This is a genomic window from Inquilinus sp. NPDC058860 (genome assembly GCF_042743185.1).
Taxonomy (GTDB): Bacteria; Pseudomonadota; Alphaproteobacteria; order DSM-16000; family Inquilinaceae; genus Inquilinus.
This window is the reverse complement of sequence record NZ_JBHYMS010000048.1, coordinates 46,975-61,403: the sequence shown is the minus strand read 5'-3', so window position 1 is coordinate 61,403 and position 14,429 is coordinate 46,975. Positions and strand designations below refer to the sequence as shown.

At 72.0% G+C, this 14,429-nt stretch carries 11 protein-coding genes; 8 read left to right on the top strand and 3 right to left on the bottom strand.

The window, feature by feature from the left end:
- Nucleotides 1-118: 118 nt before the first annotated feature.
- The 3 genes from ACFW16_RS26840 to ACFW16_RS26830 all read left to right on the top strand — a co-directional run bounded on the left by ACFW16_RS26840 (nt 119) and on the right by ACFW16_RS26830 (nt 5,288).
- The gene (locus tag ACFW16_RS26840; protein ID WP_380310879.1) at nt 119-2,176 is read left to right on the top strand and encodes a hypothetical protein; all 2,058 of its coding nucleotides are present in this window, start codon (nt 119-121) and stop codon (nt 2,174-2,176) included.
- Between the two features lie 99 nt (nt 2,177-2,275).
- The gene (htpG, locus tag ACFW16_RS26835; RefSeq protein WP_380310877.1) at nt 2,276-4,141 is read left to right on the top strand and encodes a molecular chaperone HtpG; all 1,866 of its coding nucleotides are present in this window, start codon (nt 2,276-2,278) and stop codon (nt 4,139-4,141) included.
- Between the two features lie 259 nt (nt 4,142-4,400).
- Nucleotides 4,401-5,288 (top strand): RNA polymerase factor sigma-32, encoded by an 888-nt coding sequence (locus tag ACFW16_RS26830; RefSeq protein ID WP_380310875.1) that lies wholly within the window; start codon nt 4,401-4,403, stop codon nt 5,286-5,288.
- Nucleotides 5,289-5,332: 44 nt separating this feature from the next.
- Here ACFW16_RS26830 and ACFW16_RS26825 read toward each other — a convergent pair whose 3' ends face one another.
- Together ACFW16_RS26825 and ACFW16_RS26820 are read right to left on the bottom strand one after the other, a co-directional pair.
- Nucleotides 5,333-6,664 (bottom strand): M48 family metalloprotease, encoded by a 1,332-nt coding sequence (locus ACFW16_RS26825; protein WP_380310873.1) that lies wholly within the window; start codon nt 6,662-6,664, stop codon nt 5,333-5,335.
- Entirely contained in the window at nt 6,664-7,413 is a 750-nt protein-coding gene (locus tag ACFW16_RS26820) for a thermonuclease family protein (RefSeq protein ID WP_380310871.1), read from the bottom strand. Before ACFW16_RS26820 ends, ACFW16_RS26825 begins: the two co-directional genes overlap by 1 nt.
- A 133-nt stretch (nt 7,414-7,546) precedes the next feature.
- Between ACFW16_RS26820 and pip the strand changes: the two genes are divergently transcribed.
- Nucleotides 7,547-8,497 carry a prolyl aminopeptidase gene (gene pip / locus ACFW16_RS26815; protein WP_380310869.1) on the top strand — a complete coding sequence of 317 codons (951 nt, stop codon included), beginning with the start codon at nt 7,547-7,549 and terminating at the stop codon, nt 8,495-8,497.
- Between the two features lie 160 nt (nt 8,498-8,657).
- A complete protein-coding gene (locus tag ACFW16_RS26810) occupies nt 8,658-9,269 on the top strand; it encodes a hypothetical protein (RefSeq protein ID WP_380310867.1) in 612 nt (203 codons plus the stop codon).
- Nucleotides 9,270-9,510: 241 nt separating this feature from the next.
- Here ACFW16_RS26810 and ACFW16_RS26805 read toward each other — a convergent pair whose 3' ends face one another.
- Nucleotides 9,511-10,236, bottom strand: coding sequence for a HugZ family protein (locus ACFW16_RS26805; protein ID WP_380310865.1), 726 nt, complete (start codon nt 10,234-10,236; stop codon nt 9,511-9,513).
- Between the two features lie 139 nt (nt 10,237-10,375).
- On the opposite strand from ACFW16_RS26805, the gene ACFW16_RS26800 reads away from it, so the two are divergent.
- Genes ACFW16_RS26800 through ACFW16_RS26790 form a run of 3 tightly spaced genes read left to right on the top strand, consistent with a single transcriptional unit; the run spans nt 10,376 to nt 14,408 of the window.
- On the top strand, nt 10,376-11,074 hold the full coding sequence (locus tag ACFW16_RS26800; protein ID WP_380310863.1) for a response regulator transcription factor: 699 nt from the start codon (nt 10,376-10,378) through the stop codon (nt 11,072-11,074).
- A gap of 59 nt (nt 11,075-11,133) precedes the next feature.
- Nucleotides 11,134-12,888 (top strand): stimulus-sensing domain-containing protein, encoded by a 1,755-nt coding sequence (locus ACFW16_RS26795; RefSeq protein WP_380310861.1) that lies wholly within the window; start codon nt 11,134-11,136, stop codon nt 12,886-12,888.
- A gap of 44 nt (nt 12,889-12,932) precedes the next feature.
- On the top strand, nt 12,933-14,408 hold the full coding sequence (locus tag ACFW16_RS26790; RefSeq protein ID WP_380310859.1) for a pre-peptidase C-terminal domain-containing protein: 1,476 nt from the start codon (nt 12,933-12,935) through the stop codon (nt 14,406-14,408).
- Nucleotides 14,409-14,429 lie beyond the last annotated feature (21 nt).

Genomic DNA, 14,429 nt, shown 5'->3' with positions numbered 1-14,429 from the left:
TCACCCCCATCCCTTCGCTCCGAATCAGCAAATCCGGAACGTATTGATTCAGCACCATTCAGCTCTGGGAAGGCTGAATGTCGATTGGCCCTAGCGCAGCCGACCCGGGAGTCCCCCCATGCGCCGTCTCGCTCCGGCCCTGCTCGGCGCCGTCTTGGCCTTGGCCACGGGCCCGGCCTTCGCCCAGGCGACGCCGGAAGGCGCCGCCGCCCTGGAGAAGGGGCTGACCGCGATCCTGACCCCGACCCTGGCGACGGCCGGTCTGGGCGAGCCGATCTTCGAGGGAGGCTGGACGGTCGAGCCGGCCGGGGCGGAGTACCGCGTCACCGGCCCCGCCCTGGCGCTGGCGCTGCGCGACGACGACGACGGCCGCAAGCGGGTGGTGCGGATCCGTTGCGACGGCGACCGCTACATCGCCACGGCCGGGGAAGGGCAGGCCTATCGGCTGAAAGGCGAGGCGCCGCTCCGCTGCGAGATCCGGCCGGGCGGGGGCGAGCCGCCGGTCACCATCACCAGCCGCACCCGCCGGGCCGAGCTGACCGTCGACCTCGCTGCGTCCCTGCTGACCGCCTCGACCGACGAGTCCGAGGGCGTGACGGTGACCGAAGGCGACAAGACCCGGCTCGCCGTCCATCGGCTCAGCCTGACCAGCGCCACCACGCCGCGGCCCGGCTCGCCGCGCCAGGACATCGCCCTGCAATTCGAGGCGGAAGGCCTTTCCGCCGGCGATCCCGCGGCCGGCGACGGCGTCACGCTGGGCCGGCTGCGTTATGGTGGACGGCTTGAGGATGTCGATGCCGCGGCGCTGCGCGACCGGGTGTGGCGGCTGATCGCCTTCGCCCTCGACGCCGCCCGGCGCGATCCCCAGGCCCCGTCCCCGCCGAATATCGAGCGCAAGCTGGACACCCTGACGCGGCAGGCGCTGGGGCTGATCGGCGGCGCCTCGCAGAGCGAGCTGGTCCTGACCGACCTGCAGGGCGGCGGCGACGACACCACGGTCGGCTTCGATTCGCTGACCGTCGGCGGCGGCTATCGCGGGCTGGACCGCGCCGCCCCGGGCCGCGGCCTCGGCGGCGACGCGACCCTGGAGCTGCGCGGCCTGAAGGTCGCGGATGCGCCGACCAAGGCGGAACCGGGCAACCTCTCGATCGACCGGCTGCGGCTGTCGGGCATGCTGGATCCGGCCGCCGGCAAACCGGTCGCCGGGGCGGCCCTGACCCTCGACGTCGACAAGGTGTCCTTCACCCTGACCGAGCCGCCGCCGCCGGGCGGCACCCCGTCGGAGGCACGGTTCGACCTCGGCAATGCCCATTACGCCCTGTCGGCCGACGGCCTCGACGTCGCCGGCCTGATCGACGCGATCGGCGGGTTCGAAGGGCTGCTGGCCAGGCACGGCGACGACGCCCCGCCGCCGGAGGAGCTGTCCCCCTGGTTCGCCCGGGTGAAGGCCACCGTCGCGGCGCTGTCGCAGTACCGGGGCGAGATCGCCCTGAGCGACCTGCGCGTCCGGTCGCCCGAGGTGTCGCTCACGATCGGCGGGGTCGGCTATGGCGAGACCTATGCCGGGCTGGACACCGACCAGGCCGGCTACGGCCTGCATCTGGCCCTGGACGACCTGGCGCTCGACCCCGGCCTGCCCTTCGCTGGCTGGGTGCCGCGCCAGGCCAAGATCGACATCGCGCTGAAGGACATTCCCAGCCGCTCGATCCAGGGGCTGTTCTGGGACGGGATCGAAGCGGCCATCCGGGCCGACCGGCCGCGGAAGGACGAGCCGCCGGTGCCGCCTTACGGAGATCTCGTCTTCCAGGAGACGCTGCAGCAGATCGGCGCCCGGCTGCTGCAATCCGACGCCCGCCTGTCGATCGACAGCTTCACCATCGCCGCCCCGAAGGGCGCGATCGACCTGGGCGGCGGCGGCACGGTGGATCCGCGGGCGGCGTTCGGCGTGACGGCGCAGGGCAAGCTGCGGGTCGCGGGGCTCGACGACTTCGTCAGGTTCCTGCAGTCCCAGGCCGACGGGGCGGACGCCGCCGCCGGCATCACCGTCTTCCAGATGCTGGGGCGCGAGGCGAAGACCGCGGAGGGCAAGCCGGCGCGCGACTACGACCTCGTGGTCGATCCCGAGGGCCGCATGCTGGTCAACGGCACCGATCTCGCCGCGGTGATGCCGAAGTGATCATGGACGCAGGAGAGAGCTGCCTCGGCAGGGGTTGCGGCCCGGCGCGGCCTTGACCATATCGGGCGGCAGCCACGAAGAAGCACCCCGGACCCTGAGATGGACCAGCAGAAGACCGACGAAACCCTGACCTTCCAGGCCGAAGTCAGCCGCCTTCTCGATATCGTCGCGCATTCGCTCTACAGCCAGAAGGAGGTGTTCCTCCGCGAGCTGATCTCGAATGCGTCGGACGCCTGCGACCGGCTGCGCTACGCCGCGATCACGGCGCCCGAGCTCTCGGCCGGCGACGCCGACTACCGCATCACCCTGTCGGTCGACCCGGCGGCCCGCACCCTGTCCGTCGCCGACAACGGCATCGGCATGGGGCGCGAGGAGCTGGTCGGCAATCTCGGCACCATCGCCCGCTCCGGCACCCGCGCCTTCGTCGAGACGCTGTCGGGCGACGCCAAGAAGGATGTCGGGCTGATCGGCCAGTTCGGCGTCGGCTTCTACTCCGCCTTCATGGTCTCGCGCGAGGTCGAGGTGTTCTCGCGCAAGGCCGGCGAGGAGCAGGGCTGGCGCTGGGTCTCCGACGGCAAGGGCGCCTTCACCGTCGGCGCGGCGGAGGATGTCGGCCGCGGCACCCGCATCGTCATGCATCTGTCGGAGGGCGAGGACGAGTTCCTGTCGCCGCTGCGGCTGCGCCAGATCGTCAAGACCCATTCCGACCACATCGCCATCCCGATCGTGCTCCTGGGCGAGGACGGCAAGAGCGAGACCCTGAACCGCGCCTCGGCGCTGTGGACCCGGCCGAAATCCGAGATCACGGCCGAGGAGTACAAGGAGTTCTACCACCACGTCGCCCACGCCTTCGACGAGCCGTGGCTGACCGCGCATTGGAAGGCGGAAGGGGCGATCGAGTACAGCTCGCTGCTGTTCGTGCCGTCGAGCCAGCCCTTCGACCTGTGGGAGCCGGAGCGCAAGCACCGGGTCAAGCTGTATGTCCGCCGGGTGTTCGTGACCGAGGCGGCGGAAGGGCTGATCCCGCCCTATCTGCGCTTCCTGCGCGGCGTGATCGACAGCGAGGACCTGCCGCTCAACGTCAGCCGCGAGCTGCTGCAGTCGAACCCGACGGTCGCCAAGATCCGGCAGGGCGTGACCAAGAAGGTGCTGGCCGAGCTCGGCCGCAAGGCCAAGGACGACGCCGAGGCCTACGGCACCTTCTGGACCGCCTTCGGGGCGGTTCTGAAGGAGGGGATCTACGAGGATCGTGAGCAGCGCGACGCCCTGCTGCCGCTGCTGCGCTTCCGCTCGACCAAAGGCGACGGGCTGGTCAGCCTGGAGGAGTATGTCGGCCGGATGCGGCCGGGCCAGGGCGAGATCTGGTACATCACCGGCGACGACGCGGCGGCGCTGGCCCGTTCGCCGCAGCTCGAGGGCTTCCGCGCCCGCGACGTCGAGGTGCTGCTGCTGACCGACCCGGTCGACGAGTTCGCGGTGCCCTCGCTCGGCGAATTCCAGGGCAAGCCATTCAAATCGGCCACCCGCGGCGGCGCCGACCTGTCGAAGATCGAGGCCCCGGCCGAGGCGCCGAAGCCCGAGGCCGGCGAGGGCATGGACGCGCTGGTCGCGGCGCTGAAGCTGGCGCTGGCCGACCAGGTCAAGGATGTCCGCGCCTCGCAGCGCCTGACCGACAGCGCCGTCTGCCTGGTCGCCGACGAGGGCGACACCGACCTGCATCTGGAGCGGCTGCTGAAACAGCACCGGCGGGTCGACGCCAGCTCGAAGCGCATCCTGGAGGTCAATCCCGGCCACCCGCTGATCCGCCGCCTGGCGGAGCGTGCCGCGACGCAGGATCCGGCGCTGGAGGATTGCGCCTTCCTGCTGCTGGATCAGGCCCGGATCATCGAGGGCGAGCCGCTGCCCGACCCGGCCGCCTTCTCCCGCCGCCTGTCCGAAGCGCTGGTCCGCGGCCTCGCGGCCTGAGGCGGGACGGCGCGGCGCCGCCTTCGTCCTGACACGGTGAACCGCCGGCCGCATCGACGGTCGGCGGCGCCTCCCCGCTCCCGACACGGACGGCCCCGCGCCGGCATCTCCCCTCTGTAACCGGCCACCCCGGTCCGGCGAACCGAAGTGTGAAGGACACGCCCGTTCCGGCGAGGGAACGTCGCCCCCTGGGAGGGTGTTCGTCTATCGAGGTCGCGGGAAGCTTCCGCGGCATCGTTCGGCCGAAGAGGGGGCGTCCATGCCGCATCTCGACGATCCCGAGACCCAGCGCGCCAACCTGAAGTTCATCAAGGCGTCGATGAGCGAGCCGTTGCTGTCGCGCGAGACCGAGTTCGAGCTCGCCCGGCGCTGGCGCCAGGATCACGACGAGCCGTCGCTGCACGCCCTGGTCCGTGCCTACACCCGCCTCGTCATCGCCACCGCCTCGCGCTTCCGCAACTACGGCCTGCCGATCGGCGACCTGGTGCAGGAGGGCAATGTCGGGCTGATGCAGGCGGCCGCCCGCTTCGAGCACGACCGCGAGGTCCGCTTCTCGACCTACGCCGCCTGGTGGATCCGTTCCGCCATGCAGGACTATGTCCTGCGCAACTGGTCGATCGTCCGCACCGGCACGACCGCGGCGCAGAAGTCGCTGTTCTTCAACCTGCGGCGGCTGCGCGCCAAGATCGAGAATGCCGGCGGCCAGACCGGGCTGACCCAGGCCGGCCGCGACTGGATCGCCGGCGAGCTCAGGGTCGACGTCACCGATGTCGAGGCGATGGAGATGCGCCTGGCCGCTGCCGACCAGTCGCTCAACGCCCCGATCTCCGAGGATGGCGAGGACGACTGGCAGGGCCTTCTGGCCGACACCCGCCCCTCGCCGGAGGAGGTGGTGATCGGCCTGCGCGACAACGTCACCCGATCGCGCTGGCTGGCCGAGGCCATCGGCGCGCTGAGCCCGCGTGAGCAGACCATCATCCGCCAGCGCCGACTGCGCGACAGCGGCGCCACGCTGGAGGAGCTGGGCCGCCAGCTCGGCGTCAGCAAGGAGCGGGTGCGCCAGCTCGAGCACCGGGCGATGACCAAGCTGCGCGCCTCGATCTCCCGCCACGTTGCTCAGCCCGAGGAGCTGTTCCTGGAGGAATAGCGCTTCGTAGGTTGGGTTCGCAGGCGCGAACCCAACCTACGTCATCATTCCACGATCAGCTTGACCCGTGTCCCCGGCGTTACCGCGTCTCCCGCGACGTCGTTCAGCAGCCGGAACTGCGCCTCTGCCGCCTCCACCCGCATGCGCCCGACGAGATCGGCAACGGTGTCGTCCGGCCGGACCGCGGCGACGGCAATTCGCCGTGGCCGCACCGCGGCGGCTTCGGCCGCGCCGATCCGGCGGAAGCTCTCGACCGCGCCGCGCACCGGCGCCGCGGCCGGACTGCCGGCGCGGGTCAGGACGGTGAAGCGCTCGCGTCGCTCCGGCGTGGTCTCGACCGCGACCAGCAGCGCCTCCCAGCGGTCGGCCCCGACCGCGATTCCGGCCACGCCCCAGGCGGCCGGGAAGCCGCCGAGGTCGCCCTCGCCGACGCTCTGCACGCCCCCCGCCCTGCGGCCCCAGACCCGCTCCAGGAACAGCCGCGCCGGCAGCGCCCTGGGCTGCGACAGGTGGTCGAACAGGATCACCGAATCGTCCGGCCCCAGCCCCATCACCCGCTGGCGCTGGCGCAGCAGGGCCACGCCCCGCGGCGCGTCCCAGCGGAACCGGGCGGCGGGATCGATCACGGCCTGGCCGCGAATCGGGATCTGGCCGGCCCCTTCGCCCCAGGGCAGGCCGTCGATGGCGTCGAGCCAGACCTCCTCCCCCGTCTCGCCCGGCGGCAGCGCCGCCGCCCGGGCCCGGGCGGCCGCCAGCCGCTCCGCCGTCTCCGGATGGTCGCCGCCGCTGATCGCCGCCGTGGCCAGCTCGGGGCGGCCGGACAGGGTCGCGGCCAGGCTCTGGGCGGCGCCGAGCCGGGCCAGGAAGGCCGGGGCCGCGGCGGGGTCGAAGCCGGCCTGGGCCAGGGCCTCGATGCCGATCCGGTCGGCCTCCTGCTCCTGCGCCCGGTCGAACTCCGCCTCGGCCTGGATCTCGGCGAGCCCGGCGACCGCCGGATCGACCGGCGGCCGCGCCTCGCGCGACCTGGCATGGCCGGCGACGACGTGCCCGATCTCATGCGCCAGCACCGAGGCGACCTCGGCCTCGCTGCGGGCCAGGGCCAGCAGGCCGCGATTGACCAGAAGTCGGCCATCCGGCAGGGCGGCGGCGTTGACCTGGTCGGAATCGAGCAGCTCGACCGCCACCCGCAGCCGACCGCCGGTCTCGGCATCCGCCACCCGCCGGGCGATGCGGGCGACATGGTCGCGCAGCGCGGGCGCATGATAGGGACCACCGAAGGCGGCGCGCACCGCCCGCGCCTCGGCGGTGTCGGCAAGGGCCGGGCGCGGCAGCAGCGGCGCAGCCATCAGGCCGACCAGCAGGTCGCGACGAATCATCAGTCCAGCCTCTCGATCTGCTCCATCCGGACGAGGACGATGCGCGGCCCGCCCGACCAGTCGAGCCAGCCGCGCACCCGGAGGCGCCGGCCCTGCAGCGCCGTCAGGTCCTGCCCGGCCGCGGCCAGGCGGCGGACGAGGTCCGGCTCGGCCGTGACCGTGAAGTCCTGCCGCGGATCCGGGCCGAAATTGAGATAGGCGCGGCCGCGCACCAGGGCCGCCTGCTGCACTTGCCCCTCGACGATCTGGAAGCGGTCGAGGTCGCCGCGGCCCAGTGCCTCGGCCGGCCGGACGGCGAGGCCGGGATCGCCCCACAGGCCGCGGCCGGCGGCGCGGGCCTCGGCCTCTACCGCCAGCAGCGCGGCCAGCGCCGCGGCGGGATCGGCGCCGCCGGCATCGACCCGCGCCAGGCCGCGGCCGAGCAGCGCCGCCTGGATCCAGGCGCCGTCCTCGCGCCGCAGTTGGGCCGGCACCCGGCCGTAGCGGTCGGGCGGCGCCAGCCGGGCGGGGCGGACCGAGCCGTCCCGCAGCAACTCGGCCAATGCCGACCGGGCGAAGTCGCGCCAGCGGCCGGCCGGGATGTCGAGCGCGCTCAGCCGCACCGCCGTGCCGTCGGCGAGTCTCACGGTGCGGCCGTCGGGCACCGCGGCGACCGCGACCGGCGGGCCGTAATCGAGCCCGTCCGCCGGATCGGCACCGGCCCCGCCGGCGGCGCAGAGCAGGATCAGAAGCAGCAGGGCGCAGCGCATCGCCGCAGCATAGGGCAGGCGACGCGGATTCGGCTGCGCTCTCGCATCGCAGAGCCTCGCTTCGATCGGCTTTTTGCAATGCGCCGCCGAGACCGTACAGTAAGGATCGAGACTCAGCCCGACAGCGAGATCCATGCCGCGCGACCTGATCTTCCCGACCATCGAGCCCTTCGCCACCGGCCTGCTGCCGGTCGACGACCTGCACAGCATCTACTGGGAACAATGCGGCAAGCCGGACGGCGTGCCTGTGGTGTTCCTGCATGGCGGTCCCGGCGCCGGCGCCTCGCCCACCCACCGCCGCTTCTTCGACCCCGGCTTCTACCGCATCATCATCTTCGACCAGCGCGGCGCCGGCCGGTCGCGGCCGCTGGGCGAGACCCGCCAGAACACCACCGAGCACCTGGTCGGGGACATGGAGCAGCTGCGCCGGATGCTGGGCATCGAGCGCTGGCACGTCTTCGGCGGCTCCTGGGGCTCGACCCTGGCGCTGGCCTATGCCCAGGCGCATCCGCAGCGCTGCCGGTCGCTGACCCTGCGCGGCATCTTCCTGATGCGGCCGGCGGAGATCGACTGGTTCTTCCACGGCATGGGCACCTTCTTCCCGGAGGCGCATCGCAGCTTCGTCGAGTTCCTGCCGCCGGCCGAGCGCGGCGACCTGACCCACGCCTATCACCGCCGGCTGACCGACCCCGATCCGGCGGTGCACCTGCCGGCCGCGAGGGCCTGGAGCATCTATGAAGGCTCCTGCTCCACCCTGCTGCCGAATCCCGAGATCGTGGCCTCGGCGGGGGAGGACGCGCATGCGCTGGGCCTGGCCCGGATCGAGGCGCACTACTTCCTGAACAACCTGTTCGCCCCGCCGGACCGGCTGCTGCGCCAGGTCGACCGGATCCGTCACATCCCGGCGACGATCGTGCAGGGCCGCTACGACACGGTCTGCCCGATCACGACGGCGGACGAGCTGCACCGCGCCTGGCCGGAGGCGACCTATGTGGTGGTGCCGGACGCCGGCCATTCGGCGATGGAGCCCGGCATCCGCACCGCCCTGGTCGAGACCATGGAGCGGCTGAAGGCGGTTGGTTAGATCTCGCTGTTGGCTGGGGCCCGGATCATTTCTCGGAATCGACCTCTCCAGCAGCGGCTGAAGGCCACAGTAGAGGCTTCGGCGGAGCCAACCCGTTGTTTTGCCACTCGAAGCTCAATCGCACTGGTATTATCGGCCGTTCTCGTTCATGATATGTTCCATGAATATGGCGCCTCCCGATTGCGAGACGGAAGACCGGCCGGTCGATAGGGACCTGGCCTGGACGCGATGGGCGCTGGGCTCGCTGGCCGAGCTGGTCGAGATCCACCTCCGCACGGCCCGGATGACGGCGACGGAGCAGTTGGCGACGCCGATCGGGCCGACCAGGCCGGATTTCGCGCTGGCGCAGGTGCGCCTGGCCCGTTCGGTGCGGCTGTCGATCGCGATGAGCCAGCGGGTCCGCGAGAATTATCGGGACCGCAAGGCCGGGAAGGCGGCGCCGGAGCCCACGCCGGCGGAGGCGGCGGCCGAAGCCGCGCCGGCTGCCGATCCCGAGGACGGCGAGCCCCGGACGGAGCCGCGTGAGTCCCTGACCGAGAGCGAGTGCCTGGAGGACGGGCTCGAACCGGGCGAGGCGGCGGAGGAGCGGCGCGACGCCGCCCTGCTGCCGCGGGACTGGGACGGCGCCGCCGCCGCCGAGGCCTCCGATCGTCTGCCCAACACCCCTGCCGAAGCCGCGGCCGCTCGCCCCGAGCACGGCTGGCCTCGTCCGTCCGACGAGTCCGACACCGGCCGGCCCATGCCGCCTTTCCCGAAGCCGGACAGCAGTTGAGGGCCGGCGTGGCGCGACCGCGTAGGTTGGGTTCGCCTTCGAACCCAACATCTCACCGCCGTCGCGGCCCCCGATCTGTTGGGTTCGCGTGCCGCGAACCCAACCTACGAGATTCGGATTGTTTTTGCCTCTCCTCCCCGGGCTCGACCCGGGGATCACGGGAGAGGCCGGAGGCGCTTGCGCCTCCGGGTGAGGGGATTTTGTCGAGGCCGGGACCCGCCCTCTCCCGATCGATCATCCCTCAATCGGCCAGCCCGCCGCCGCGGGCGTGGCGGACCAGGCGCACCAGCTCCTTCCGTGCCGTCTCGGCATCGGTCACCGGCGCGGCGAAGGCCAGCCGGGCGACGGCGGCGCCGAGGCGCAGATCGGCGCCGGCGGCGTCGATCCCGGTCATCCGCCAGCCGCTGCCGCTGCGGCCGAGCAGCGCCTGGGCGTAGAGATCGACGGCGTCGGCATGGTCGTCGTTCATATGGCCGATGATGCCGGGCTCGGCCGCGGTCAGCGCTGGCGGCGGTTGGATCAGCAGGTCCCCGGCGTCGAAGCGGTGGATGGCGCCGAAGCCGGCGACCATGTGGCCGCGCTCGACCCGCACCCGCCACAGGCTGAAATCCGGGAAGCCGGCATAGGTGGCCGCATCCGGGTGCCGCGCCAGGTAGCGGGCGCGCAGCGCCGGGTCGTCCGCCGGCTCGGCCCGGCCGGAAACGGTCAGGCGCGGCCCGGTCAGCGGCTGGTCGAAGCCCCCCGTGCCGTCGAACAGCAGCGACGCGCGGGAGTCGCCCTCGAGGTTGCCGGTGTGCTCCGCCAGCCGCGAGATCAGCAGCAGCGGCTGCCCGGCCGGGTCGGTCGCGACCAGCACCAGCGAGGCGTAGGGGCCGCCGTCGCCGTCCAGCGTCGCCAGGGCGGCGCGGTCCAGGCTGCGCAGCAGGATCCGGGCCCGTTCGGCCGGGGCGAGCTCTGATATCGTCATCGCGCCGTTCCCTCGCTCGTTTTCGTGGATGACCTCGTCCGAGTGACATTTTGGCCGCAGATACGCCATATTGGGCGTTCAGCGTCCCCGGCAATGTGTGTGTGCCTGCCGGGGGCGGGTGGTGAGAGTGGAGGGGGCCATGGCCCAGACCATCGCGCTGGTCGACGACGATCGCAACATCCTGACATCGGTCGCGATGTCGCTGGAGTCGGAAGGCTATGAGGTCCGCACCTTCTCCGACGGCGACGAGGCGCTGCGCGGGCTGGCGCAGAAGCCGGTCGACCTCGCCGTGCTCGACATCAAGATGCCGCGCATGGACGGGATGGAGCTCCTGGGCCGGCTGCGCAAGACCACCAACATGCCGGTCATCTTCCTGACCTCGAAGGACGACGAGGTCGACGAGCTGCTCGGCCTGCGCATGGGCGCCGACGACTACATCAAGAAGCCGTTCTCGCAGCGCCTGCTGATCGAGCGCATCCGCGCCCTGCTGCGGCGCGAGCAGCTGGCGGCCGACACCACCCCCGCCGATCCCGCCGCCGTGGTCACCCGCGGCGACCTGACGCTCGACGGCAACCGCCACGCCTGCCTGTGGCGCGGCGAGACCATCGACCTGACGGTCACCGAGTTCCTGCTGGTCAAGGCGCTGGCGATCCGCCCCGGCCACGTCAAGAGCCGCGACCAGCTGATGGACGCGGCCTATGGCGAGCACATCTATGTCGACGACCGCACCATCGACAGCCACATCAAGCGCATCCGCAAGAAGTTCAAGGCGATCGACACGGAGTTCGGCCACATCGAGACGCTGTACGGCGTCGGCTACCGCTACAAGGAGGCCTGAACGTACCGGCGGCCGCCCCCTCCCCGGCCGCGGTGCGGAGCTGACCGCCGCATGACGCCATGACGGCCCCGTTACGAGCTTCCCGCGGCCCGGCGCCGCGCCTCGGCGAGCCGGCCGAGGCCAGCCCGCCGCCCCAGACCGGCGCCGCCGTCCCGGCCGCCGCGCCGGAGCCGGCTGCCGAGCCGATCACCGCGACCCCGGTCGGCGGCCGCGCCGTCGACGCGCCGGTCGCGCGCCTGCGCCGCCGCTTCTTCTCCAAGCTCACCGCCCGCGTCCTGGCCGTCAACATGATGGCGCTGATGATGCTGGTCGGCGGCATGCTGTACCTGTCGTCCTACCAGGAACGGCTGATCGAGAACGAGCTGTCCTCGCTCGACGCCGAGGCCACGATCCTGGCCGCCAACCTGGCCGAGGCGGCGGTGGTCGGCGGCGTCGACACACAGCAGTCGCTGGACCCGGACAACGCCCGCCAGATCGTGCGCCGGGTGTACCAGACCAACGACACGAGGGCCCGGCTGTTCGGCGCCGACGGCAAGCTGGTGGCCGACAGCCGGATGCTGGGCCAGCCCGGCGGCATCATCGAGGTGCGGCCGCTGCTGCCGCCGCAGTCCAAGGGCTGGCTGCGCAGCATCTGGGACGCGATCTACGACTGGTCGACCGAGTTCGCCGGGCCGCGCAAACGCTGGCCGAGCTATGTCGAGCGCCAGGACCAGCAGGCCAACGACTATGCCAGCGTCCGCGCCGCGCTGAGCGGCGGCGTCGGCCGCCAGATCTGGACCCGCGAGGACGGCAGGCTGATGCTGGGCGTCGCCGTGCCGGTGCAGCGCGTGCGGCTGGTGCTGGGCGCGGTGCTGATGACCCGCGAGGGCGTCAACATCGAGGGCAATCTGCAGACGGTGCGCGAGGAGATCCTGAAGGTCTTCGCCATCGCGCTGGGCGTGACCATCATCCTGTCGCTGTATCTCGCCGGCACCATCACCCGGCCGATCCGCCGGCTGGCCCGGGCGGCGGAGCGGGTGCAGCAGGGCCGCGGCCGCAAGATCGAGATCCCGGACATGAGCGGCCGGCGTGACGAGATCGGCGAGCTGGCTTCGGCGCTCAGGGCCATGACCGCGGCGCTGTGGACCCGGATCGATGCGATCGAGCGCTTCGCCGCCGACGTCTCGCACGAGATCAAGAACCCTCTGACCTCGCTGCGCAGCGCGGTCGAGACCACCGCCCGGATCACCGACCCGGCACAGCAGCGCCGGCTGATGGCCATCATCCTCGAAGACGTGCAGCGGCTGGACCGGCTGATCACCGACATCTCCGACGCCTCGCGCCTGGACGCCGAGCTGTCGCGGGCCGAGACCGGGACGGTCGACATCGCCCGCATGCTGGGCATGCTGACCGAGCTGTACAGGACCACGCTGGAGGACACCGGGATCAAGGTCAGCCTGAGCCTGCCGCCCGGATCGGCCCTGACCGTGCCCGGCATCGAGGACCGGCTGGTGCAGGTGTTCCGCAACCTGATCACCAACGCGATCTCGTTCTCGCCCCCCGACGGCGCCATCACCCTGCGCGCCCGGCGCGAGGGCGGCTGGGTGATCGCCACCATCGAGGATGACGGCCCCGGCATTCCGCCCGCCAAGCTGGAGGCGATCTTCGACCGGTTCTATACCGAGCGCCCGGCCGGGGAGAAGTTCGGCACCCATTCCGGGCTGGGCCTCAGCATCTCCAAACAGATCATCACCGCCCATCGTGGCCAGATCTTCGCCGAGAACCGGGAGGGGCGCCCCGGTGCCCGTTTCACGGTGAAGATCCCCGCCAAGTGACCGGCGACGAGCGACGACACATTCCGCATCCAAGGGGGAACTTCATGACATCGTGCCTGCGCCGGCTGCTGCTCGGCAGCGTCTTCGCCCTGGCCGCCGGCCCGGTCCTGGCCCAGACCGCGGTGCCGCCGCCGCCGGTGGCCGTCCAGGGTCCGGCCGATACGCCGGAGCCGGCCGCCGCCCCGGCGGCGCCCGCGGTCCTCGAGGAGATGGACGCGCTGTCCTTCGTCACCTGGGCCAGCGCCTCGGTCCGCGGCGCCCCGAACGGCACCGCCGAGCTGAAGGAGACGCTGCCCTTCGGGTCGCAGGTCATCGTCACCGGCCGGCTGGCCGCAGGCGGCTGGGTGCGGGTGCAGACGCCGAAGACGCCGGTCGGCTACATGTGGGCGCAGACCCTGGCGCCGATGCGCATCGCCATGCCCGGCGCCGGCACCGGCGCTCCCGGCCTGGCCCCGGCCGACGAATCCGCCGACGACACCATCGGGACCGCGACGCCGCTCGGCGCCGTCGGCTCCTCCCCGCTCGCCGCCGAGGGCCGGGTCTCGACCAGCGACCAGACCGACGTCTACGGCATCACGACCGAGGGCTGGACCAACCTGTCGGTCGACCTCACCGGCATGACCGGCGATGCCGATATCGAGCTCAAGGACAAGGACGGCAGCACCATCGGCTCCTCGGCCAATGGCGGCTCCGACGACGAGCGCATCACCACGGTGGTCGGGCCCGGCAGCTATTTTCTGGTGATCACCAGCTATGGCGACGACACGCCATACCGCCTGTCCGTCTCCGGCACCCCGGGCGAGGAGCCGCCGCCGGATTCGGCGGGGTCGAGCCAGTCCGACGCCCGCGACCTGGGCGACGTCACCGGCAGCAGCGCCGAAGCCGGCGACTGGGTCGGCCCGGCCGATTCCAGCGACTACTACGCCTTCACGATCCGCGAGCGGCAGGCCGTCACCATCGGCCTGGACGGTCTGTCGGCCGACGCCGACATCAATCTGGAAGGAACCGACGGCGCCTATCTGCTGAGCGGCACCAACACCGACACCGAGGCGGAGACGCTGACCGCGACGCTCGATCCCGGCACCTACTACCTGAACGTCTATCCGGCCGGCAGCGAGGCCACCGAGTACCGGGTCACCGTCGCCGGCGCGCCCGCCGCCCCGCCGCCGCCGGACCATGCCGGCAACACCCCGGAGGAGGCCGGCACGATCGAGCGCGTCGGGCCGCAGCCGGTCACCGTCAAGGACTGGGTCGGCTTCACCGACCGCGACGACTACTGGCGCTTCACCCTGGTCAACCGCGCCGACGTCACCATCCGCATGACCATGGAGCAGGGCGACGCCGACATCGACCTCCTACGCGCCTCGGACCAGGAGAGCCTGATCAGCGGCGCCGAGTCCGGCACCGATCCGGAGGAGCTGCAGCTGCGGCTGGACCCCGGCACCTATCTGCTGCGGGTCTACTCCTACCAGGGCGACACGCCGTACACGCTGGAGACCAAGGCGGTGCCGGCGAAATAACGCGTCTTCTTGTCCGATGAT